Source organism: Micromonospora sp. WMMD812 (assembly GCF_027497215.1).
Taxonomy (GTDB): Bacteria; Actinomycetota; Actinomycetes; order Mycobacteriales; family Micromonosporaceae; genus Micromonospora.
The window spans coordinates 7,039,885-7,060,736 of sequence record NZ_CP114904.1 but is presented as its reverse complement, the minus strand read 5'-3'; the positions used below and the strand labels follow the sequence as shown (position 1 = coordinate 7,060,736).

The following is a 20,852-nucleotide window of genomic DNA, read 5'->3' as shown; positions in this document are numbered from 1 at the left end:
CCTCGCCCCAACCCGCACCACGTCGACCAAACGAGGGGTCAGCGGGGGCGGCTCGAACCGGATCCCGGGCGCTGGCGGTCTCAGCCCTGCAGGCCACGCTTGCCCTGCTCGGGACGGCGCCCGCCCCGCTCCCGCAGTCGTCGCAGCCTCGCCTCCAGCTGGCCGTCTGCGCCGCCGTCCCGCTGCCGCCGGCGCTCCAGAGTCGCCTCGACGTGGACGCCCAACGGTGTGTCCGGCCACTTGCGCCACCGTCGGCGGCGCTTGACGTACAGCGCCTGCTCGACCAGATCCGCGACACGCTCGTCCACCGGACCAGCCGCGTCGTCGAGCACCTGCCGCTCGTGGTGGCGGTTGGCGCGGTACGGGTAGCGCTTGTTCCGGCGGATGCTCGTGCGAGAACCCTTGTCGTTCTCGCCGTAGGTGTTCCGCCGATCGTGCGCGTAGCTGAGCTGCTTCTTCTCCTGCGGCGTCCGACGGGCCCCGCGTCGCTCACCCACGCTCGCTCCCCGCCGCCGATTCCCCGACCGCTCCGGGAAAGCGTTCCACGAACGTGCGGTACACGGGTGTGCCCGGCAGGCCGTCGCGGATGGCGAAGACGACGTGGTCGAATCGGTCGACCACCTGCAGCGCATCGGCGAACGCTTCGGCGACCGTGGCGGGATCGTTGCGGAACACCCCACATCCCCACGCGCCCAACACGATCGTCCGATGCCCATGGGCAGCCGCGACCTCCAGCACCCGCCGGGCGCGCCGGGCCAGCACCGCCGGCACATCCGAGGCGTCCGCGGGCTGATTGCGCACGATCGCTCCGAGGTTCGGCGCCGCGGCGGTCAGAAACGACGTCGTGTACGGCTGGTCGAGCAGATTGCCCTTGTCGTCCCGAAACACCGGCACACCCGGGGAGTGGATGACCCGGTCGCTGTACCGCAGATCCCGCTGCCCGCGGTGGAACGCGTAGAAGTCCGGTGCGGCGAGGAGACACGGATACAGCGCCGACGAGCGCGCGATGCTCTCCTCCTGCGCCTTCGCCCCACCGAGGAACCCGCCGCCCGGGTTCTTCGCCGAGGCGAACACCAGACACGCGGCTCCAGGCCCGAGCCGGTGAGCCGCTTGCAACGTCGACTCGTGCGTCACCTCGACCGTGCCGGCGCCGGGCTCCGCGTTCCCCACCGCGAGCACCTCGTGCGGCAGGTGGTGACGGGTGCCGGCGACCGCGGCACGTACCGCCTCGCCGATGCCGACCTCATCGCCGGCGCCGTTGCGGTAGCGGCCCGACTCGGCGATCGCGACCGTCTGCCGGGCGATCTCACGAAGACGACCACTCACCCGGCGCGCCCGGATGCACCACGACCAATTCGCACGGTGAGCAAGCTAGGCAGTCCCGGCCCGCCCGGCAACCGATTAGCGATTCCCGTTGGCGTCATCCTGCCGCTGGAAGCGAAGCCGGGTTGACGGGTCACCGAGCTCCGCCGGTCAGCCACACGGACCTGTGGGGCGGCGAGGAGACACTCATCCACCGGCGGGAGTACCTGCCAACCAGGTGGTGAGCATCCGGCTGGTGTCCTCGCCGAGTGCCGCCGCCGCCCGTGCCGCCAACGCGACGAGTTCGCCGTGCTGCGCGGCGGTGACCGGCAGCTCGGATGGCGGAGTGCGGCGCCAGCTGGTTCGCGTGGCGTTGCGGGCCAGGCGGGTCACGTCGGCCTTGCCCCGCTCGGCCAGGCGCGAGTCCCGGTCGAGGCTGAGCATCAGGCCAGCGCGCAACTCGACGTCGAGGCCGTGGCCACGCAGGAGGCGATAGCCAGCCCGACGCAACTCCACCCGGGCGTCCCCGAGCAGCTCCCACGGAAGACCCGGCGGCAGGGCGCCGGCCAGGGGCCGCAGCGCGGCGGTCACCTCCCGGACCACCGCCGCCGACGGATCCCACAGCAGCGGGAGCAGTTCCTCCGCGACCACCGCATCGAGCAGCCGCAGACCCCGTACCGCCTGGGCACGAACCCTGGCCCGCGGATGGCTCAGCAGGGGTCGCAGCAGCGGAACGTCCGCCGCCGAACCCGTCTCGGCCAGTCCGACGATCGCACCCAGCGCCGGCTCCCCAGCCCTCACCGCAGCTCGGTAATGCTCCCGGGCGTCGATGCCGGCCCGGCGGGCCGCGTCCCGGGCCACCGCCCGGACCAGCGGCGCGTCATCGTCCAGGTACGAGGCGACCTCGGTGTCCAGACCGACGCGGACCAGCCCGGTCAACGCCACCACCCGCACCTCGGCACGAATCGACCGGGCCAGGCGACGCAGGACGTCATGCCGGCGGGTCCAGACCGCCTCACGGCAGGCCGCCTCCGCCGCCCGGCCCCGAATCCACACGTCCGGGTCAGTCTCGGCGCAGGTCACGTGGTCGGGCAGCCGCAGCCAGCCCTGAGCCAGGACAAGGTCGAACACGAACCTCCGCTGCTGGCGGCCACCCGACCCCAGCAGCCCGCGCCACAGCTCCGCCGACGCCGACAGCATCGCCGCCCGTACCTGGGTGACGGCGAAGCCACCTCGCCGCCGCACGTCGACGCGCAACGCCATCGGCAGCGCCGCCGGCAGGTAGCCACCCGGATCGTCGGCGAGCAGCAACGCCAGCCCCGCCCGCGCCCGGTCCCGTACCGGCTTGACCCAATCTCCGGTACGCAGCACGAGGAACGGCATCACCTCCGGGCACGGCCGACCGACCATCGCCTCGATCGCGCGTTCCCGGACCCGCCCGTCGCCATGCATGCTCGCCAGCGCCATCGCTACCGGCCCCGAGGTCGTAACCGAGAAACGCGCCCCGACCAGCCGCAAGGCGGGTTCCTGGTACGGGCCGTACCACGGCGCCTGCCGCACCTGCCCGTCCAGGCGGGCCACCAACTCCGAAACGCCGGCCACCAGCGTCAACGCCGATCGCGCCACCACCTCGTCACCGGCGTCATCGACCTCGACCAGCACCTCGACCAGACGGTTCAACGCCTCCCACCCGCCCGCGGCGGCACCGTCGACCGCGACCCGCACCGTCTCGAGCGGCCCGCCCTCCCCCATCGCCGGCGGGTGACCACTGCCCCGTCTCGCCCAGATCACCCCGCCATCCTGCCCGAGCCACCGAACCCGCCCGAACTCGATTTCGGGCTGTGCCCGACCCCGCGACCAGATCGTGCAGCTCCCGCGGGTTTGGGTCAGCCTGGGGCGAGGAGGCAGAACTCGTTGCCTTCCGGGTCGGCGAGGACGGTCCACGGGACATCCAGGTCGATGGCGGTGGCGCCGAGAGTCCGCAGCCTGGCCGCCTCGGCCTGCGGATCGTCACCCGCGTACGGGCGGACGTCGAGATGGACGCGGTTCCACACGGTCTTCACGTCGGGCGTGCGGAGGAACTCCAGATACGGGCCGACGCCCTTGGCGGAACGCAGCACCGCGCTGTGGTCGGTCACCTCGTGCACGGTCCAGTCCATGGCGCTGCCCCAGAAGCGGGCCATGGCTCGCGGATCCACGCAGTCGACCACTACCGCGGCGATCGGCCCGGTGTCGCGGTAGAGCGGTCGAGGGTCCAGCACACAGAACTCGTTGCCCTCCGGGTCGGCCATGACCGTCCACGGGACGTCGCCCTGGCCCACGTCGGCGGTCGTCGCGCCGAGATCCTTCAGGCGCGCCACCACCTCCGCCTGATGGGCCGCCGACGTGGTGGCGAGGTCGACGTGCACGCGGTTCTTCACCGTCTTGGGTTCCGGCGAGGCGATAAGGTCGAGGCACACGGCGACGGGGTCGGGGTAGACGAAGTCCTCGGGTTCGAGGTTGGTCACGCCGGGTCCCTCGCTGGAGACTCCCCAGCCGAGCGCCTCCGCCCAGAAACCGCCCAGCGCGGAGTCGTCCCGAGCCTTCATGTTGATTTGAACAAGCCGCGTTGCCATGGCGACGATGCTAGGGCCTGTGTCGAGTCGGCGGTGGTGCTGGGACTGAGGCGACCGCTCGACTGGTTCACGCCTGATCGTGGACGTCCGGCAGCCGGCTGGCTCGACTTGACCGCCCAGCAATCGTCAGTTGGGGGTGCGACGGATGCCGTCGAAGACGATACGGACCTCTTTGGGCCGATCCTCAGCAGCGCGAACCTGGGTTCGGTGCGCGTCATCCAGCGGCTGCTTGGGGGACGAATGCCCGGAGTGCCGCGGATCGGACTGGAAGTCGTCGACGTCCGTGACGTCGCCGACCTCCATGTTCGGGCGATGACTGCCCCCGAGGCGGCCGGAGAGCGGTTTCTCGGCACCGGTGAGTTTCTCTGGATGCGGGAGGTCGCCGCGACGCTGCGGGCCGGGCTCGGGGAAGCCGCGACGCGGGTACCGACCAGGCAGCGTCCCGATTTCGTCGTGCGGCTCGCGTCGCTGGCGGACCGATCGCTGCGCCCGATCATGCCCGGACTCGGCCGACGCAACCGACACCACACCGAGAAGGCCCGTCGGGTTCTCGGTTGGCGGCCGCGTCCGGCCACGGAGGCGGTGGTTGGCTGCGCACGCAGCCTCATCGAACGCGACCTGGCCTGATCGGCGTGACGCATCGCGAACGGATCCGGGGATTCCTAGTCGGATCCGGCCACGCCGTAGGCGATCGCGTCGCGCGCGCCGGCTACCCGAGCGCCTGCCGGGCGGCCTCGCCCACGGGGTCGTCCCGGGTGGGCAACCCCTGAATGGTCGGCAGCACTTCCTCGTGGAAGACGCCGTGCAGGCGGCGCAGTTCCCGCGCCGGATGCTCGGCGTCGTCGACCCGCACGTCCCAGAGCGGGTACGGCTGATCGCCGATCACCGTCACGGTCGCCGCCCGTGCGCCGTGCCGGTCACCGCCGGTCTCCTCACCGGCCTCGATGGCCAGCACGAGCCGCTCCGCCAGATCGAGTTCCCGGCTGTCCTCGAACACCCGGACGATCTCCGCGAGGGTCTCCGGGCCCACCAGGCGGTTGCCCTGCACGGCGTAACCCGGCCCGGTGCGGTGCCCCGCCCAGTCCCTCGTGCGCGAGCCGGTGAAAGCGTGCGAGCGACCCTGGCGGTCGACCATGCCGACCTGCCGCACCTCACGACCCGGGTCCCGGGCCAGCAGCTCGGTCAGGACGTCCTGCGGCGAGCGACCCTCGGCGAGCAGCGGCAGGCCGTCGTAGGCCAGGAACGGGTTGGGGGTGGCCTGGGTCGCCACCGCCCCGCCGCCGCAGTGGGCGTGCGCGACGAGCTTGCCGACCGCGGGTCTGGCCGTCAGGGCTCCCACTCCGAGCTGGCCGGTACGCGGACACCGCGCGGCGATCGAAAAGGTCACGGTCGGCATCTACCCGGACGAACGCCCGGCATGCCGGCGCCTGCCCCAGTTGCCGGGCTCACCGCCTCGGCTCACGCTCCGGGCAGTCGGCGTGAAGCCAGGTCGCGGCCAGATCCTGGCTGGTCACCATCAGCCTTCCGGCGAGACAGACGACTTCGTGTCGGCAGCCGTACGGGTCCGGCAGCACCTCATCCAGCATCACGTCCTGGAGCCGGGCCACATCCTGCCCATGCTCGACAGGCTCAATGGTGACGCTGTGCACGCCGCTGTAGCGGATCGTCAGGTCTTCCTCGTGCTTCCAACAGCTGTGCCGGAGGTACAACTCAACCCAGCGGCTTCCGTCCGCGTCACCGGACGTCAGCCGCGCGGGCTTCAGGTCCTTGACGCACCGCTGCCCGAAGAAGTCGTAGTGACCGGGGTCCGTCGCGAACCTGCGTGCCCCCTCGGGCAACGAGTCAGCAAACGACGGCAACTGCCGGAGATATGCCTCGGGATCAAGTGCCACGCCGTCGCTGGTCCGCTCAACACTGACGTACTTCACCGCCGCACCCCTCCGATCCCGCCATCCAGCCCGTATTGGGGACAGCATCATCGCACCTGCGACGGTGCGAAAGGGAGCTTCCCTTACTTCACCGATGACGGCATCTCGTACCGGTGTCAGCCCGAACGTTCCCTGCGTCTGGGCGGTAGGCGCCTCGGTGCCCGTCAGTCGCTGACATGGGCGGTGTTGTCGAGCCAGTGCTGGGCGAGGTCGGTGTCGCCGTCGACGCTGATGTTGGCGCGCGGTCGCTGAGAGGGAGTCGTCGGGTCGTGGTCAGCAGCAGCGCCCATGCCGGGCCGGTCACCGTCACATCGGCCTGCTGAATTCCGGGCTGCCACGTTGCCCCGCCAGGCCGCCGTTCGACGAACCAGGCGCCCGCGTCGTCCGCGGTGTCGGTGGCCAGCCACTGCAGGGTCTGCCCGGTGCCCCGGATGGCGTAGGCGGACTCGGACCGCTGCATCTCCCATGTCGGGGAGGTGAGCATCGCGAGGTGGTTGCTGATGAGCGCGGCTGCGATCTCGGCGTCAACGTCGGCCGGTCGGCCCGCCGCGTTGGCTGCGTCAAAGCCGTGGACGACCGTCTCGTTGAGGACGCTGGACATCCAGAACCGCGTCCCGGGCCGCTCGTCCCCCGCGGCGTTGAACACCGGCGCGTCGAGCGCGTCATCGGAGCACGCGATCGTGACCCGCCGCGCGGACTCCGACAGCCACGCCTGCCACTCGCGGGGGTCGGTCGGGAGTACGGCCATCTCCGTAGGCAGCTGAGTGGGGTCGGTGATGCGCCGCCCGATGATCTCCGCCACCCAGTGCTGGGTCTGGCCCACGTGCTCGACCAGGTCAGTGATCGTCCACTCCGGGGCTGTCGGCACCGCGGCGTCAGGTCCGGCCGCGGCGGCTGACTCCGCCAGACGTCGGGTGTGTTCGACGATCGCTCGCCGGGCGAGTTCCGGGTTCAGCTCGGTCACTGGATTGTCCTTACCGTAGGTTCCTGTGCGGTGTATGACTCGGCGTGCCGGTGGAACTCATCGGTGACCTCTGGATCGGCGTGTCAGGCAACTTGCTGATCACCTCCTGATCCCTCGGGGCGCTCGACGAGTTGGCCTCGCTCAACCTTCGCGTCGGGGCGGACGAGGGCGACCAGATGCGGCCTGTGACCGCTCGCCAGCGGGCCTGGGCGGGCTCCCGCTGTTACCCGATTTGCTACGCCGGCGGCCGGGCTCAACGGTCCGTCTGAGGCACGCGGGCATATGCATGTATCGAGAGACTAGGAGTCAATCCATGTTTGTTGCGCCCCGCGCTCGGATTGCCGTACGGCAATGACGTCAGCACTACTCGCCCGGTCGCCGGGCGCCGAAACTCCGTTGCCGGCTACCGACCGGGAGCCTACAGTCTTCACCGACCGAACCAATGAGGAGCAGCCGTCATGATGCGCCACACGAGCCCCGAACCGCAGCGGTCGCTGCGCGGGTGCTGGCGCGCGCCCATCACCGCAGCCTCCGTCGACAATTTCACGCTCGCTAGGTGGCGCGGCTGACCACAGTCCCAGGACACGGAAGCCGCCCACCCGCAAGGGACAGGGCGGCTTTTTTGTACCTAGCACAAGTCCATAGGGGTGTGGCGCAACTGGTAGCGCACCGGTCTCCAAAACCGAAGGTTGCAGGTTCGAGTCCTGTCACCCCTGCTCGACGTCCCGGCCCTTCGCGGTCGGCTCGGCGATGATCATTGAGAACTCCACAGCGGATGGCATACAGACGACACCCGGCCGGCGGCAGCACCGCCGCCGCCGGCCGGGAAGTCGGATTGGGCTTGTGGCGCAGTTGGTAGCGCGCCTGCATGGCATGCAGGAGGCCGCGGGTTCGAATCCCGCCAGGTCCACGTACAGGGTGTGCCGCGAATACGCGGGGCTGACCACCCGGCGGGCGGCTGGTCACCGCCCCGTAAGCACTGCGGGCAAGCGGCACACTCACTCAGCGGGCCCACCAAGCTCAGGTGGTAGAGCGCCCGGCCTTGCGATCGGGAGATGAGGCGGTTTTCGTACCGGGCCAATCCTACGCGGTTCCGTACCAACAACACCGCCGCCCGGCAGCGAGCCAGGGAGGCAGTTCGGGAACACCTGTCGGCCAACTCCTGCGTCGACTGTGGTGAGTCGGACCCGATCGTCTCGGAGTTCGACCACCTTGGCGAAGAGGCCAAGACCGCGCGCATCGCGTCCATGGTGGCGAGCGGTTACAGCGTCAAGCGGATCATGGCCGAGGTTGCAAAGTGCGTTGTCCAGTGCGCGAATTGCCACCGGCGTAAGACGCACAACCAGTTCGGGTGGTGGTCTCCGATCACCACCGATCACCGGCCGTTGGAGCTGTCTGGAAAGCTCGTCACGCTCTCAACGTGAAGATCACGGGTTCAAATCCCGTACGGCCGACGCAACACCTCGCGGTACTAGCTCATCTGGCAGAGCCGCAGCCTTCCAAGCTGCTGGGCGGGGTTCGAGTCCCCGGTACCGCTCGACGGGGCACGGAAGGGGGCGGCGGACGCCGCGAAACCCGCGGCCCGGATGCGCAGCCCGGTCAACGGCCGCGCGGGGTCGCTCCCCGTGGCAGCGCGGAAGGTCACCGCCCCTGCTCCCTGCCCCGGACAACAATGGGGGTTCGGCTAACGGCGGGCCACCGAGCTTTGGCCTCGGTCGTGCGGGTTCGAGTCCTGCACCCCCAGCTCCATGCCCTGCTACCCCAACTGGCACGAGGGCGCCGGCTCAAACCTGGCGCGTTGGCGGTTCGAGTCCGTCGCAGGGCACATCTGCCTCGTTTAGACCACGGGAACCGTGCGACCGGCCGACCCGGCACCAGCGGGACCAAATCGCCGCCCGGGCGCGAGGCACGTTCCCGCCCAGTGGGAGAGGCACCCTTGCCGTCGTAGCTCAATTGGCAGAGCGCGGTCTTGGTACGACCGAGGATCGCAGGTTCAAGTCCTGCCGACGGCTCCACTAGAGTGTTCACATGGCAGTTCAACATGGAACTCGTACCTGCTACGAGCGCGGTTGCCGCGACCAACGGTGCAAAGACGCGAATACCGCCGCTGCCCGCGAGCGACGCTGGGCGCGCTGGGAGCCAAAGCCGCGCCCACAGATTCGGGACATGAGCATGGTCGAGTTGGCATGGCTGGCCGGACTGCTCGAAGGCGAGGGAACTTTCTGCACCCACTACACCAAGACGCGCGGACGGCAAGAACCACAAACGCGAGTCAGAATTGCCGTGCAGATGACGGACGAGGACGTGGTACGCAAGGTCCAGTCTATCGTCGGCCTCGGCAACGTCTTGAAGCGGAAAGCCCAGAAAGATCACCACAAAGACTCCTTCACCTGGTCTGTCCAGGCGATGGACGTAGTAGTTGCACTCGGAACTTTGCTCATGCCTCATATGGGTGAGCGGCGACGGCAACAGATCGAGACGTTGCTTGAGGCAGTCCGCCTGGTTGACGGCAGCGTCGGCCGAGTGCGTAACCACGGTCGTTCAAAGTACGAACGCGACGGGTGCCGGTGCGAGATCTGTTACGCCGCAAAGGCTGCGGCGAACGCCCGGAGGAAGCGCACGCCTGTCCCGATCAGTTAGGGCCGAGGCGGTTCAACTCCCCGCGTCGGCTCCATGCGGTTGTAGCGCAGTTGGTAGCGCGCCACTTTGCCAAGGTGGAGGTCGCCGGTTCGAACCCGGTCAGCCGCTCGTAAGTCGCCAAGTCCACGTCACCCCGCGGACCGATTCAGAGAGGAGGGACCTGGTGGACGCCGTACTCGTCATCAACGCCGACCTCGGGGCCCCTCCACCGGGTCACCGTCGCCCACGCGATCCGGATGCTGTGCCGGCGGGTGGCCGAGATCCACGAAGCCGAACCCGACCAGCTCATCGGCGTGTTCCCCATGCCGAAGGTGGTCCGGCTCGTCCGCTACGTGGTCACCCGGTGGCGGTACACGAAGGGCCCGGCCTGGTCGAAGTCGGGCGTGCTCGCTCGTGACGGCCGCCGGTGCGGCTACTGCTCCGGCCCGGCCGCGACCGTCGACCACATCCTGCCCCGCTCCCGGGGTGGGCAGAACACCTGGCGGAACACCGTCAGCGCGTGCGCGCCCTGCAACCAGGCGAAGGGCGACCGGACCCCGGCCGAGGCTGGCATGGTGCTGCGCATCAAGCCGCTCGTGCCGTCGTGGGGGTCGCTTGGGCAGCGCTGACCCGGCCGGCGGGCCATCACCCCGCCGGCCGCGATGGGAGCTGGTGCAATCTGGCAGCACATCCGGTTCTGACCCGGACGGTTGGAGGTTCGAGTCCTCCGCTCCCAGCTCGATGCCCTCGTAGCCCAGTGGTAGAGGCGACGGTCTGAGGGGCCGTACAGGGCAGGTTCGAGTCCTGCCGACGGCACCAAGCCGGCGAGCCCCGGCGGGCGCACCGGCCTTGCAAGCCGGCTGCCGCGGGGTCGACACCCGCCGCCGGCTCCACAGTCCCCCGGTGGGCCCCTCGCGGGTCGGGACGCCGTGCCCCAAAGGCAGGGATAGCGCCCCTGACGGCGATCCGTCGGTGAAACGGCGGCGCCGTCCCGGCATGCGAGAGGCCCACCGGCTCCATGCCAGCGCAGCACGACGGGTCGTGCACCGGCTTCGTATCCCGGAGGTAGGGCGTTCGAGTCGCCCCGCTGGCTCTCTTCTCGCCGACGTAGCTCAGGTGGTCAGAGCGCTCCGCTCATAACGGAGAGGTTCGGGGTTCGAGGCCCCGCGTCGGCACGCAGCACCACCTGCCCGGGTGGGCAAAATGGCAAAGCCGCCGCACTCAGACTGCGGAGATTCTGCGGGTTCGACTCCCGCCCCGGGTACGCAATTCATGGGGTCGTAGCTCAGTTGGTAGAGCGCTGCTTTCGCAATGCAGAGGTCGGCGGTTCGATTCCGCCCGTCTCCACCATGCCCTGTCGGTCCAGCCAGGAGTGGACGCCGGATTGTCAATCCGGAGATTCGCGGGTTCAAATCCCGTACGGGGCGCGCATGAAGGGTTGGCCGAGCCTGGTCGATGGCACGCGTTGCTAGCGCGGAGCGGGTGACACCGCCGGCGATTCGAATCCCTCACCCTTCGCCAAGCCGTCGTGGCCAAGTCTGGTGAAGGCACCCGGCTGATAACCGAGAGATGCGCTGGTTCAATTCCAGCCGACGGCACGCAGCAATTCTTGCCCCCGTAGCTCAGTGGATAGAGCACCTGGCTACGAACCAGAAGGTCGCCCGTTCGAATCGGGCCGGGGGCTCTGGGAGAATGTGATGAGCGGTAGCCACGCCGACCACTTACCGGGCATGCCCCTGGCCCGGCACGTTTCCCCGCCATCGGGATATGGCGCAGTCAGGTAGCGCTCCGGTCTGGGGGACCGGAAGTCGTCGGTTCGAATCCGGCTATCCCGACTCGACGGGTAGTGGCGCAGTTTGGTAGCGCGCCCGGTTCGGGACCGGGAGGTTCGCAGATTCGAATCCTGTCTACCCGACTCATGGAGGGGCCAGCCGACGGCAGGCGCCGGCCACCGTCTCGAAAACGGTTGGGGTGTGAAAGCCCGTAGGAGTTCGATCCTCCTTCCCTCCGCCAAGCCTCCGTAGCTCAGAGGAAGAGCAACCGACTCTTAATCGGTGGGCCTGGATTTCGAAATTCCCCGGAGGCACACAGTAAGCCCCGCTAGCTCAGGGGATAGAGCAGCAGTTTCCTAACTGCGTGTCGCTGGTTCGATTCCAGCGCGGGGCACAGCACGGGCCGCTAGCTCAGTGGTAGAGCTGCCGACTTTTAATCGGAGTGTCCAGAGTTCGATCCTCTGGCGGCCCACTTGCGGGATGGCGCAGTTTGGAAGCGCGCTGGGCTCATAACCCAGAGGCCGCCGGTTCGACTCCGGCTCCCGCTCCCGCCCCGGTAGCTCAGCGGCAGAGCGTCCGTTCGACATGCGGAAGGTCGCTGGTTCGACACCAGCTCGGGGCACGCAACGCGCGTTCGGTTATGGGTAGGCCCTCGCCCTTTCAAGGCGGTGAAGCGGGTTCGAGCCCCGCACGCGCGACCATTCCGGCGTCGCCCAATCGGTAGGGCAGCGCACTGTTAATGCGTAGAGGTGAAGGTTCGAGTCCTTCCGCCGGAGCGATGACGGGGCCGGGTCTGGGCGAGAGCCTTCCCAGCGGAGAGTGGCCGAGCAGCACAGCCTCCCGTCGTCTCCACGCCCGTGTAGCTCAGTGGAACGAGCGCCCGGCCCACACCCGGGAGGCCCCTGGTTCGATCCCAGGTGCGGGCACGGTGGCAGAGGCCCAGAGGTAGGGCGCCGGATTGTGGCTCCGGAGGTCGGCGGGTTCGATTCCCCCCTGCTACCCCAAGCGCGTCGTGGGCGGCGGCACGCCCAGCGGCCCGTAAAGCCGTGGCGAGAGCAGACCTGGGTCGGCACCAGGGACGCGCACCATGCCCCCGTAGCTCAGCGGATAGAGCAGCGGTTTCCGGGACCGCAGGCCGGCCGTTCGAATCGGTCCGGGGGCGCGCAAGGTCGTATGCCCGAGTGGTGAGGGAGCCGCCTGCAAAGCGGCGTACCGGGGTTCGATTCCCCGTGCGGCCTCCAACGTTCTGCCATCCGCTGTGGGGGTGCACGACCCAGCCCCGAGGAATTGTCAAGACCCGTGGATTGAGGGTGGGTGGAAAGCAGCATCTGCCCGCCCGCGGCCAATTGAAACTGCCCGGACATGGCAGTGGCCAACCTGCCAGGACTGATCACGTCAAGCCGTTAGTCGCGTGGGCCGGTATCGCAGGGCGACCGCCCCCGACCGGAACCCATGGCGATCCACGAGCTCGAGCCGGATGCGCTCGCGCAGACCGGCGAGCAACGTCGGCCCGTGTCCGGCAAGGACCGGCTGCACCAGGAACACGTACTCGTCGATCAGCCCCAGGTCTGCCAACGCCAGGGGGAGCGTCACGCCACCCACGAACAGGCCCTCGCCTGGCTCCTGCTTGAGCCGCTGAACCAGTTCCCCCAAGTCGCCTCGCACCAGCTCGGCATTCCAATCGACCCCGCTCAGCGTGCTCGACACGACGTACTTCTTCGCCCGGTCGATGGTCTCGGCGAACGGGATCTCCCACTTGTCCATCCAGTCAGGCCACGTGCCCGTGGCCGGCTGCCGCCACGCCGACTCCATCATCTCGTAGGTCACCCGGCCGAATAGCAGGGCATCGGCTCGTTCCATCTCAGCGGTCCAGTAGCGCATCGACTCCTCGTCGGGGGCAAGCCCTGCCTCGTGATGGCAGCAGCCGTCGAGTGTGACGTTGATCGAGTATCGAAGTGGTCTCATCTCGTTGCACTCCCTCGATGCGCGCAGCGCGTTTTCACCGGACCGTACTCAGACTACTGTCGGCGCCCTTTCTCGTCGGCGCCCGATCTCACCTACTCAACACCGTCGTGGTGCGGACCAGACCGCAGACCGAACGCGCGACCGATTCGGCGATCCGCACCTTTCCGAACCGGCGCGCCAACGCCGGCCATGATCAGAGTGGCTTCGCTGTGCATTGGCGGGAGCCGCAACCTGCCCGCCCGAGAAGATCGCCTACCTGTCCTGGTCAGCGTTACGCCGGCTGGCTCTCGCGGAAGACGCGCTCGGCTGGCCGCCCGGCACCATCGCGCGGTTGCTGCGGGCGTGGGGTCGGGTCACCCGGGGCCCGGTTATCCCCTGTGCGTGCCGCTGGCGGTGTGCGGTTGTGACTTCTGCGATCCACTCGGTGCAAGGTGGACGCTCGCCCTGCTCATCGCAGGATTGCCGCGCCGGGACCGCGCACTACTGCGGGTTCCGCTGTCCCGCATCGACCGGTGGTACGCCGCGCGCACGCTACCCGATCCGAACAGGACTTCGTCCTACTGGTTCGAACGTCGGCTCACGGAACAGGAGGGTGGGGGCCGGATCAACGGGCATCTGTAGATGTCCGCACCTCTCGCGATGACAGGCCGCAGTCGTCACCTCGGTGTTCGACGTCCGTCAACGAATCGGGAGCGGGCGGGGTTGCGCGGCCTCCTGCTACGGTCAGCCGCAGGATCGCTGGCCCGCCGGCGATGACGTTCGCCTCCCCCACCCGGAGTCCGATGTCCGTACGCCGACATCCCCCGTCCACGATGGTCCCGCCGTCCGCGCGGCCGCGCCGGCGGCGCGGTCCGGTCCTGGTCGGATCCCTTCGTCGGCGCCGGGCTGATCGTTCGTACCCGGGTCTCCGCCGGGCCCTGGCCGTCATGTGCCTGATCGCCGCCGCCGGGTTGCCGGCCGGATCGTCGGTGGCCGGTGCCAGCGGGTCCACGGTTCTGCGGGTTCTCCAGATGAACCTCTGCAACAGCGGCCGCGCCGGCTGTTACACGGGCCGATCGGTCAGCGAGGCCGCCGCGGTGATCCGTGCCGAGGTGCCCGACCTGGTCACCCTCAACGAGATCTGCCAGGACGACGTGACCGCGCTGGAGCGCGCGTTGACGGACGTCCAGAGCGGCGGCACCGTCGTGTCCGCGTTCAAGGCGGCCGGTGACCGCCCTACCCGCGATGTCACCGTCTGCAACAACGGCCAGCCGTACGGCATCGGGCTACTGGCCCACCTTCGAGCACCGCACCCGGGGCAGACCGTGCAGAGCGGGATCCACCCGACGCAGGACGTCGAGGACCCCGAGGAACGCGCCTGGCTCTGCGTCCACGTCCCCGGCACGCTGCACGCCTGCACTACTCACCTGGCGGCCACCAGCGCCGCCGTCGCGCTCGCCCAGTGCGGCCACCTGCTCGACACGGTCGTACCGGCGATCCGCCGGAGCACCGGATATGCGCCCACCGTGCTGAGCGGCGACTTCAACCTCCGGCGCGGCGGCTCCCCCGACGTCCGGTCCTGCGTACCGCCGGGCTACCTGCGGTTCGACGACGGCGCGCTACAACAGATCGTGGCGACCAGCGACATCACGATCTGTTGCAGCAGGTCGATAGGCATGCACGGAGCGACCGACCACCCGGGGCTTCTGGCCACCCTCACGGTCCGACCGCAGACGTCCCGGCTCGACGTCACGGCACCGCGCGCGACACCGGCCCACGGTGCTCCTCCCCTGTCCCGGTAGCCACCGCCGACGCGACGCCGCCCTCGGACCGGCGTTCGCGCCGGTCGAGGAGGGCGAGGCCCGCCGCTCCCGGCCGCCGGGTGGCGGTCCCGTCCTACCTCCCGGCTACGCTCGGCGCATGGGAGATCCGTTCCGGGCGCGCATCACGGTGCGCGGCTACGAGCTCGACACCCAGGGCCACCTGAACCAGGCGGTCTACCTCCAGTACGCCGAGCACGCTCGGTGGGAGTGCCTGCGCGCCGCCGGCATCTCGCAGGACCGGCTGCTCGCCACCGGGGTGGGGCCGGTGGCCCTCGAGGTGACGCTGAAGTATCTGCGCGAGCTGCGCGGCGGGGACGAGCTGGACGTGTCCTGCGGGTTCCGCTGGGGCGAGGGCAAGACCTTTCAGATCGAGCAGGACTACACCCTGCTCGACGGCACCCCGGTCGCGGCGCTGACCGGGGTGGGCGGGCTGCTCGACCTGGCGGCCCGGCGGCTGGTGCCCGACCCGCGGTCACGGTTCCGCGAGCTGGCCACCGATCCTGCGCCGCTCAACCTCTGACGCCGATCCCGCACCTGCTACACGTCGAATTGGCGCGGACCGTGGCATCATCGCGTGATGAACACGCAATCCCGGCACTTGAGCGTGTACATCGACCGGCCGGTGGCGCAGGTCTACGCGTTCGCCTCCGACCCCGCCAACTTGCCTCGGTGGGCGCCCGGTCTGGGCAGCTCGGTGGTGCGGGAGGACGGGAGCTGGTTCGTCGAGACGCCGGAAGGCGGGGTCCGGGTCACGTTCGCCCCGGAGAACGAATACGGCGTGCTCGACCACGACGTGCTGACACCCTCCGGTGAGACGGTGTACGTGCCGCTGCGGGCGATCGCGGACGGCGACGGTTGCGAAGTGGTCTTCACGCTGCGCCGCTCTCGTGGAATGAGCGATGAAGAGTTCGAACGGGACAGTGCGTTGGTCACTGGTGACCTCGCCCTCCTCAAGAAGGTTCTTGAGGAGGGTGCTGACACCTGAGATCGCCATCCGCGTCACGACCGTCGACGAGTCCCGTGGCGTCGTCGCCGCCTCATGCGCCGGCCGCCACGACGGTGTTCTGATTGGCGGTCAGTCGCCACTGACCGTGTTCCCGGGACATCACGTACATCGGAGTGCCCTCGCCCAGTTCGGTCACCGGCTCGCCCTCCGGGGAGAAGTACCGCTGGCGAACCTTGACCGCCGCCACGTCGGCCCGGACGAAGAGCACGTGCACGACCTCGTACGAGGGGACGAGGTTCGTCATCGCGCCGGGCAGCACCTGCCTGGTGAATGCGGCGATGGCGTCCCGGCCGATGAGGAGCTTGCCGGCCCCGGTCGTCCAGATGGCGTCCTCGCGGAACAGCGAGACGAACTCGTCGACCAGTTCGTCGCGCTGCGCGTGTTCGATGGCGGCGACGACCTTCTCGATGGCGGTGATCTCAGATTGACGGTCATTCGTCGGGTCCATGACAAGATCCTGGAACCTGTACCAGGCTTCAAGTCAACAACGGCGTGACCTCGGATACCTTCTCTTCTGGTCGGTCAAGGCAGGATCTCGATGTACCCGTCGGTCCCGTGGACGCGGATCCGCTGCCCGTCCCGAATGAGTCGGGTGGCGTCCACCACGCCGACGACGGCCGGCAGGCCGTACTCCCGGGCAATCACCGCGCCGTGGGTCATCAGGCCGCCCACCTCCGTGACCAGGCCGGCGATTCCGACGAACAGCGGCGACCAGCTGGGGTCCGTGAAGGTCGTGACCAGGATGTCGCCCGCGTCGAGATCGGCCTGCGCCAGGTCGAGGATGACGCGGGCCCTTCCCTCGATGGTTCCGGCGGAAACCGGTAGGCCGATCAGGGCGCCGGCGGGCACGTCGTCGCGCCGGTACGCCCCGGTGACGGCCTCGCCGTCGGAGGTGAGCACCCGGGGCGGCGTGAGCGCCTGGTACGACCGGAACGCGTCCTTGCGCTGCTGGATGAGCTGGTCGTCCACCTGGTTGGTGCGCGCGACGTCGTGCAGCTCCTGGAACGTGAGGTAGAAGATGTCTTCCTTCTCCGGGAGCACGTCGGCCCGCACGAGGCGCTCGGCCTCTTCCAGCAGGGCCTGCTTGTAGACGAAGTAGCGGCTGATGATGCCGTACTTCGGGTACTCCCGGTACCCGATGAAGGTCCGGACCCGGTCGATCATCCGCTTGGTCTCGTCGGCTTTCCGCTCCCCGTCCGGCAGCGTCCGCAGGCGGGCCAGCACGTCCTGTTCCTTCTTCTGCGCCTCCTGCCGCCCTTGCTCGAAGCGCCGTGCGGCGGCCCCGGGCTCGAAGTGCCTGACGTTGTCGAGGATCAGGGGTACGAGCGCGGTGGGGCGCTCGCGCCACCGTGGCCTCGTGATGTCGATCTCGCCGACGCAGCGCATGCCGTACCGGTCGAGGTAGGCCTCGATGGCGTCGCGCGCCTCGGTTCCGCCCGCGAGCTTCGGCAGCTCGTCCAGGAAGCCCGCGTCCTCGACGCCCTCCAGGAACGCCACCACCTCCGGGTGGGGGCGGACCGCGTCGGCGACGTCGAGCAGCGCCAGTCCCATCTCCGAAGTGACGTTGTCGGGGGCGGACAGCGTGAGCGTGTCGGCCGCGTTCTTCTCACCCAGCCACTCCTGCAGCTGGTCGTTGAGCCACCAGGTGGCCTCCATCCCCGCCATGATCGCCTGCATGCTCAGCGGATCGCCGAGGACCCGCTTGTGCTCGTCGAAGGCCTCCAGCAGGAAGTCGAACAGCGCCGGTCCGGTCAACGTCGCGATGTCGCGGCGCAGGGCGGCGATGGACGCCTGGCTACGCGCCATCAGCTCGGTGACGATGGCCGGATCGGTCTCGATCGGGTCGGGCGCGCCGCCGACCGGCGGCCCGGCGGGACCCGCGTCCGGGAGTGACGGGATGAAATCGTCGTGGTCGAGGACGGTCTCGAGCGCGTCCCTGGTCAGTGGATCGGACCTGCCTGCCATCTCCAGGAGGCCGGCGCGGCCTGCCGGCGTGGCCAGGCCCCGGGTGACGTCGACGAACAGCCTCCCGCCGGCCTCGTGCATCGGCGCCATGGCCGTCAACTGCCACATGGAGACCCCCAGGGGCTTCATGGGATCGGTCATCATCTGCTGGTGACCGACGGAGAGATAGACGTGGTTCTCCCCGTCGCCGGCCGCGGGGATGGGGAACAGCGTGGTGATCGGCCGACTCTGCACGACCTGGAAATCGTCGTCGACCAGGCACCATTCGATGTCCTGCGGGCGGCCGAAGTGCGCCTCGATCCGCCGCCCGAGCCGCACGAGCCGTACGACCTGCGCATCCGTCAGCGCCGGCTGCTCCTGACGCCGCGGGTCGATCGGCACTTCCCGCGTACCGCCAGCGGGCAGGGCGTGAACGGCACGCTGCTTGACGGAGATCGCCTTGGCGACGATCCCGCCGTCGCGGACCGTGAACACGTCCGGGTTCACCAGGCCGGAGACCAGGGCCTCGCCGAGTCCGAAGCTGGCGTCCACGGTGGCGACCTTCCGGTTGCCCGTGACGGGGTCGGCCGTGAACAGGATGCCGGCCGCGTGCGGGAAGACCATCCGCTGCACGACCACGGCCATGTGGACCGTGCGGTGGTCGATGCCGTTGCGCAGGCGGTAGGTCACGGCCCGCTCGGTGAACAGCGACGCCCAGCACCGGCTGACGTGCTCAAGGATCGCCGTCGCCCCCACGACGTTCAGGTACGTGTCCTGCTGGCCGGCGAAGGAGGCCGTCGGCAGGTCCTCCGCCGTCGCACTCGATCGGACGGCGTAGGCGGCTTGCGCGCCGAGGTGGTCGAGCGCGCCGGTGATCGCCGCCGCCACCTCGTCGGGGATGGCGATTCCTTCGATGATCCGGCGGATCTCCGCGCTGAGCGTGCCGATCGCCTCCCGGTCGTCCGGGTTCAGCCGCGACAGCCGGTCGAGCCGGTCGTCGATCGAGGGCGCCTCCGCCGTGATCCGCCGGAAGGCGCCCGTCGTCACGCAGAAGCCAGCCGGCACGCGGACGCCGTCGATCCGCGACAGCCCGCCCAGGTGCGCGCCCTTGCCGCCAGTGACCGCCACCTGCGTCTCGTCGATATCTTGAAGATCCGACACGTACGGCTCGATCACTGCGATACCTCCGAGGCAACCGTGTTCCGTCGCACCGCACCGGCCGATCGAATCATCGGCGCATCCGGCTCTGTCGAACCCACCACCGGCTCGACGTCACCGGGTCCCCCATGCGTCACACGCACGTCGTGCCCCTCATTTCCGCAGGTTGTGGCCTTGGGCCGACGATTCTGCGCCACCACCCGGGTCTTGCCGCAAGCCCCCCGGTGCGCTATACATTAGAAGTGGCAGGGAGAGAGTTCTCCTTGCTTTGCTTTCTTGCGGTCCGTTCGCCTGCGTGGCGCCGCCGCCACCGCCGAGCTGGACGACGGTGCCCTACTTCGTGACATCCAAGATCTTCTCGGCCAGGCCGATCCCGCTCTTCCGGCTGCTACGCGGCGCTTCTACCGGGACGCTTGAAGTCTGATCTGTGCCAGCGCGTCGTTGAATCCCTCGGGTGTGCCGCTGGATCCGGCTACGCGGTCGAGCTCGACCTCGTCGATAGGCCTTCCGACGACCAGTGCGGGTACGGCGTCGGCGAAGCGCTCCTGGTAGTCGCGAGAGGTCGGGTCCTCGGCGTGCGGTGTGACGTCGGCCTCGGTGATCACGTTGTCGGTCAGCGTCACCGAAACGGTGATGCGCGACGGCAGGCTGCCGTACCAGCCTGTGGCGGTGTACTCACCATCGGTGTACTCACTGCGGCTGGTGGGCGTGGTGACAGTGGGCGGACTCTCCGATACGGAGGAACAGCCCGCCAGTGCGGTGAGGGCGACCATTGCGACTGTCGTCTTCCTCATCACGACTCCTTGACCGAATCGGGGGTGAACAGTTCGCCGTCGAGGTCGCCGCAGCGCTCGGCGCGGCCGTCGGCGAAGACGCGGACGAAACAGAATCGAAAGGTTGGTGTGAGCCGGCTCGGTGGTGTGAAAAACAGCGCTGTGGCCAACGCGTCGGCCGTCATCGTGTCGTCCGCGATCGCCCAGGTTGCGACCACATCGCGGACTGGTTCGCCGGTGCGGGCGTCGAGGATGTGGTGCAGCCCCGCGCCCCAGGCCCGCCGGTTGATCGCCGACGCGCACAGTGCCTGTCCGTGCAGGCGGATGGTGCCGATGACCAGCCGTGGATCGTCGGGATGCTCAAGGCCCACTCGGATGCCCTCGGGGCCGTGGTGACGCAGGTCGCCGCTGGCGTCGACGACGCAGGAGCTGATACCCGCGCCGGACAGCAGTCCGGTCACCAGGTCGACGAGCAGTCCCTTGCCGGCCGCGCCCACGTCGATCGTCAGCGGCCCACCGGTGACGATCGTGGTGCCGTCGCGGACGACGTCACGAGTCCAGGACGGGCGGCGCAGCGCCGTTTCGCTCTGTGGCACGGGCCGCAGTGAGTACACGGGGTCGTACCCGAGGCTTTCCAGCCGCCGGCCGATCAACGGGTCCATCGCCCCGCCGGTAGCCACCGCCAACCGGTCGTAGAGGTCGAACAGCGCGACCGCGTCGTCAGGGAAAGTGAATCGTCCCCCTCGGGGCGCCTCGGCGATCCGGGACACCAGAGAATCTGGTCGGAAGCGGGAGTAGGTGTGATCGAAGTGCGCGATCCTGCTCTGGATCTCGTCGCGCAGCGCGGCGCCCAGGGGGCGTTCGGTCACGATCTCCCAGGTGGCGCCGATCGCGGCGAATCGGTAGGTCGCCTTTGCGGTCATGGTGGTCACCCCCGGAATCCCGCCGTCCATGGTGGAGTGTCTATGGATGCGGCTCCCCGCCGGGAGCCGCATCCGTCGCAT

Annotated in this window: 18 protein-coding genes, 31 tRNA genes and 1 pseudogene; 38 read left to right on the top strand and 12 right to left on the bottom strand. The window is 69.2% G+C overall.

Translation table 11 applies throughout. From position 1 onward, the window contains the following. Positions 1-80: 80 nt before the first annotated feature. A complete protein-coding gene (locus O7603_RS32695) occupies positions 81-497 on the bottom strand; it encodes a hypothetical protein (RefSeq protein WP_281573531.1) in 417 nt (138 codons plus the stop codon). After that, positions 490-1,284 (bottom strand): TIGR02452 family protein, encoded by a 795-nt coding sequence (locus O7603_RS32690; RefSeq protein ID WP_281576905.1) that lies wholly within the window; start codon positions 1,282-1,284, stop codon positions 490-492. The genes O7603_RS32695 and O7603_RS32690 overlap by 8 nt, the downstream gene beginning before the upstream one ends. On the opposite strand from O7603_RS32690, the gene O7603_RS32685 reads away from it, so the two are divergent. Further along, on the top strand, positions 1,183-1,452 hold the full coding sequence (locus O7603_RS32685) for a hypothetical protein (RefSeq protein ID WP_281576921.1): 270 nt from the start codon (positions 1,183-1,185) through the stop codon (positions 1,450-1,452). The two genes, O7603_RS32690 and O7603_RS32685, sit on opposite strands and share 102 nt — an antisense overlap. Positions 1,453-1,509: 57 nt before the next feature. Here the strand turns inward: O7603_RS32685 and O7603_RS32680 are convergent, their stop codons facing one another. Together O7603_RS32680 and O7603_RS32675 are read right to left on the bottom strand one after the other, a co-directional pair. Next, the gene (locus O7603_RS32680) at positions 1,510-3,093 is read right to left on the bottom strand and encodes a HEAT repeat domain-containing protein (protein ID WP_281573530.1); all 1,584 of its coding nucleotides are present in this window, start codon (positions 3,091-3,093) and stop codon (positions 1,510-1,512) included. Positions 3,094-3,188: 95 nt separating this feature from the next. After that, the gene (locus tag O7603_RS32675) at positions 3,189-3,917 is read right to left on the bottom strand and encodes a VOC family protein (RefSeq protein ID WP_281573529.1); all 729 of its coding nucleotides are present in this window, start codon (positions 3,915-3,917) and stop codon (positions 3,189-3,191) included. A 33-nt stretch (positions 3,918-3,950) separates the two neighbouring features. Here O7603_RS32675 and O7603_RS32670 point away from each other — a divergent pair, with 33 nt between their 5' ends. After that, a complete protein-coding gene (locus tag O7603_RS32670) occupies positions 3,951-4,544 on the top strand; it encodes a hypothetical protein (RefSeq protein WP_281573528.1) in 594 nt (197 codons plus the stop codon). Between the two features lie 82 nt (positions 4,545-4,626). On the opposite strand, the gene O7603_RS32665 is transcribed toward O7603_RS32670, so the two are convergent. The 3 genes from O7603_RS32665 to O7603_RS32655 form a co-directional block, all read right to left on the bottom strand. Further along, positions 4,627-5,304: a DUF1028 domain-containing protein gene (locus O7603_RS32665; protein WP_281573527.1), complete on the bottom strand. Its 678-nt coding sequence runs from the start codon at positions 5,302-5,304 to the stop codon at positions 4,627-4,629. Positions 5,305-5,362: 58 nt separating this feature from the next. Next, entirely contained in the window at positions 5,363-5,845 is a 483-nt protein-coding gene (locus O7603_RS32660) for a hypothetical protein (RefSeq protein WP_281573526.1), read from the bottom strand. An 88-nt stretch (positions 5,846-5,933) separates the two neighbouring features. Next, positions 5,934-6,809, bottom strand: a complete 876-nt coding sequence (locus tag O7603_RS32655; RefSeq protein WP_281573525.1) for a maleylpyruvate isomerase family mycothiol-dependent enzyme — start codon at positions 6,807-6,809, stop codon at positions 5,934-5,936. 643 nt (positions 6,810-7,452) lie between these two features. On the opposite strand from O7603_RS32655, the gene O7603_RS32650 reads away from it, so the two are divergent. From O7603_RS32650 to O7603_RS32490, 33 genes and pseudogenes are all read left to right on the top strand, one after another. Next, positions 7,453-7,525: transfer RNA gene (locus O7603_RS32650), tRNA-Trp, on the top strand. A 121-nt stretch (positions 7,526-7,646) separates the two neighbouring features. Next, positions 7,647-7,719 (top strand) — tRNA-Ala (locus tag O7603_RS32645). Between the two features lie 469 nt (positions 7,720-8,188). Further along, positions 8,189-8,263, top strand: a tRNA-Glu gene (locus O7603_RS32640). An 11-nt stretch (positions 8,264-8,274) separates the two neighbouring features. Then, positions 8,275-8,346, top strand: a tRNA-Gly gene (locus O7603_RS32635). A gap of 136 nt (positions 8,347-8,482) precedes the next feature. Next, positions 8,483-8,553: transfer RNA gene (locus O7603_RS32630), tRNA-Gln, on the top strand. A 6-nt stretch (positions 8,554-8,559) separates the two neighbouring features. Next, a tRNA-Leu gene (locus O7603_RS32625) sits at positions 8,560-8,634 on the top strand. A 113-nt stretch (positions 8,635-8,747) separates the two neighbouring features. Further along, positions 8,748-8,824 (top strand) — tRNA-Thr (locus O7603_RS32620). A 151-nt stretch (positions 8,825-8,975) separates the two neighbouring features. Then, entirely contained in the window at positions 8,976-9,449 is a 474-nt protein-coding gene (locus O7603_RS32615) for an LAGLIDADG family homing endonuclease (RefSeq protein WP_281573524.1), read from the top strand. Between the two features lie 35 nt (positions 9,450-9,484). Continuing rightward, a tRNA-Gly gene (locus O7603_RS32610) sits at positions 9,485-9,557 on the top strand. Between the two features lie 55 nt (positions 9,558-9,612). Continuing rightward, positions 9,613-10,057 (top strand): annotated as a pseudogene (locus O7603_RS32605) (HNH endonuclease). Positions 10,058-10,091: 34 nt separating this feature from the next. Beyond that, positions 10,092-10,165, top strand: a tRNA-Gln gene (locus O7603_RS32600). 83 nt (positions 10,166-10,248) lie between these two features. Further along, positions 10,249-10,321, top strand: a tRNA-Ala gene (locus tag O7603_RS32595). A gap of 127 nt (positions 10,322-10,448) precedes the next feature. Next, a tRNA-Thr gene (locus O7603_RS32590) sits at positions 10,449-10,521 on the top strand. A gap of 8 nt (positions 10,522-10,529) precedes the next feature. Beyond that, positions 10,530-10,603 (top strand) — tRNA-Met (locus O7603_RS32585). A gap of 13 nt (positions 10,604-10,616) precedes the next feature. Continuing rightward, positions 10,617-10,692 (top strand) — tRNA-Leu (locus O7603_RS32580). 10 nt (positions 10,693-10,702) lie between these two features. Next, positions 10,703-10,778, top strand: a tRNA-Ala gene (locus O7603_RS32575). A 1-nt stretch (position 10,779) separates the two neighbouring features. Continuing rightward, positions 10,780-10,855, top strand: a tRNA-Asp gene (locus O7603_RS32570). Positions 10,856-10,950: 95 nt separating this feature from the next. Next, positions 10,951-11,026, top strand: a tRNA-Ile gene (locus O7603_RS32565). 13 nt (positions 11,027-11,039) lie between these two features. After that, positions 11,040-11,112, top strand: a tRNA-Arg gene (locus O7603_RS32560). 77 nt (positions 11,113-11,189) lie between these two features. Next, positions 11,190-11,263 (top strand) — tRNA-Pro (locus tag O7603_RS32555). Positions 11,264-11,268: 5 nt separating this feature from the next. Then, positions 11,269-11,343 (top strand) — tRNA-Pro (locus O7603_RS32550). Between the two features lie 5 nt (positions 11,344-11,348). Next, positions 11,349-11,441 (top strand) — tRNA-Ser (locus O7603_RS32545). Between the two features lies 1 nt (position 11,442). Next, a tRNA-Lys gene (locus O7603_RS32540) sits at positions 11,443-11,514 on the top strand. 8 nt (positions 11,515-11,522) lie between these two features. Next, positions 11,523-11,594 (top strand) — tRNA-OTHER (locus tag O7603_RS32535). 6 nt (positions 11,595-11,600) lie between these two features. Further along, a tRNA-Lys gene (locus O7603_RS32530) sits at positions 11,601-11,672 on the top strand. Positions 11,673-11,674: 2 nt separating this feature from the next. Continuing rightward, a tRNA-Met gene (locus O7603_RS32525) sits at positions 11,675-11,748 on the top strand. A gap of 2 nt (positions 11,749-11,750) precedes the next feature. Next, positions 11,751-11,822 (top strand) — tRNA-Val (locus O7603_RS32520). Between the two features lie 5 nt (positions 11,823-11,827). Then, positions 11,828-11,901, top strand: a tRNA-Glu gene (locus O7603_RS32515). Position 11,902: 1 nt separating this feature from the next. After that, positions 11,903-11,976: transfer RNA gene (locus O7603_RS32510), tRNA-Asn, on the top strand. A 77-nt stretch (positions 11,977-12,053) separates the two neighbouring features. Further along, positions 12,054-12,126, top strand: a tRNA-Val gene (locus O7603_RS32505). Between the two features lie 2 nt (positions 12,127-12,128). After that, positions 12,129-12,204 (top strand) — tRNA-His (locus tag O7603_RS32500). Positions 12,205-12,289: 85 nt separating this feature from the next. Further along, positions 12,290-12,362 (top strand) — tRNA-Arg (locus O7603_RS32495). Between the two features lie 5 nt (positions 12,363-12,367). Next, positions 12,368-12,441 (top strand) — tRNA-Cys (locus O7603_RS32490). Between the two features lie 154 nt (positions 12,442-12,595). On the opposite strand, the gene O7603_RS32485 is transcribed toward O7603_RS32490, so the two are convergent. Beyond that, positions 12,596-13,165 (bottom strand): dihydrofolate reductase family protein, encoded by a 570-nt coding sequence (locus O7603_RS32485; RefSeq protein WP_281573523.1) that lies wholly within the window; start codon positions 13,163-13,165, stop codon positions 12,596-12,598. A gap of 1,010 nt (positions 13,166-14,175) precedes the next feature. On the opposite strand from O7603_RS32485, the gene O7603_RS32480 reads away from it, so the two are divergent. From O7603_RS32480 to O7603_RS32470, 3 genes are all read left to right on the top strand, one after another. Next, entirely contained in the window at positions 14,176-14,946 is a 771-nt protein-coding gene (locus tag O7603_RS32480) for an endonuclease/exonuclease/phosphatase family protein (RefSeq protein WP_281573522.1), read from the top strand. A gap of 118 nt (positions 14,947-15,064) precedes the next feature. Beyond that, on the top strand, positions 15,065-15,487 hold the full coding sequence (locus O7603_RS32475; protein ID WP_281573521.1) for an acyl-CoA thioesterase: 423 nt from the start codon (positions 15,065-15,067) through the stop codon (positions 15,485-15,487). 57 nt (positions 15,488-15,544) lie between these two features. After that, positions 15,545-15,952, top strand: coding sequence for an SRPBCC family protein (locus O7603_RS32470; protein WP_281573520.1), 408 nt, complete (start codon positions 15,545-15,547; stop codon positions 15,950-15,952). A 52-nt stretch (positions 15,953-16,004) separates the two neighbouring features. Here the strand turns inward: O7603_RS32470 and O7603_RS32465 are convergent, their stop codons facing one another. From O7603_RS32465 to O7603_RS32450, 4 genes are all read right to left on the bottom strand, one after another. Then, positions 16,005-16,421, bottom strand: a complete 417-nt coding sequence (locus O7603_RS32465) for an SgcJ/EcaC family oxidoreductase (protein ID WP_281573519.1) — start codon at positions 16,419-16,421, stop codon at positions 16,005-16,007. Between the two features lie 74 nt (positions 16,422-16,495). Beyond that, positions 16,496-19,093, bottom strand: coding sequence for a rifamycin-inactivating phosphotransferase (gene rph, locus O7603_RS32460; RefSeq protein ID WP_281573518.1), 2,598 nt, complete (start codon positions 19,091-19,093; stop codon positions 16,496-16,498). Positions 19,094-19,476: 383 nt separating this feature from the next. After that, positions 19,477-19,869, bottom strand: a complete 393-nt coding sequence (locus O7603_RS32455) for an FMN-binding protein (protein ID WP_281573517.1) — start codon at positions 19,867-19,869, stop codon at positions 19,477-19,479. Further along, positions 19,869-20,843 (bottom strand): FAD:protein FMN transferase, encoded by a 975-nt coding sequence (locus tag O7603_RS32450; RefSeq protein ID WP_281573516.1) that lies wholly within the window; start codon positions 20,841-20,843, stop codon positions 19,869-19,871. The genes O7603_RS32455 and O7603_RS32450 overlap by 1 nt, the downstream gene beginning before the upstream one ends. Positions 20,844-20,852: the final 9 nt, after the last annotated feature.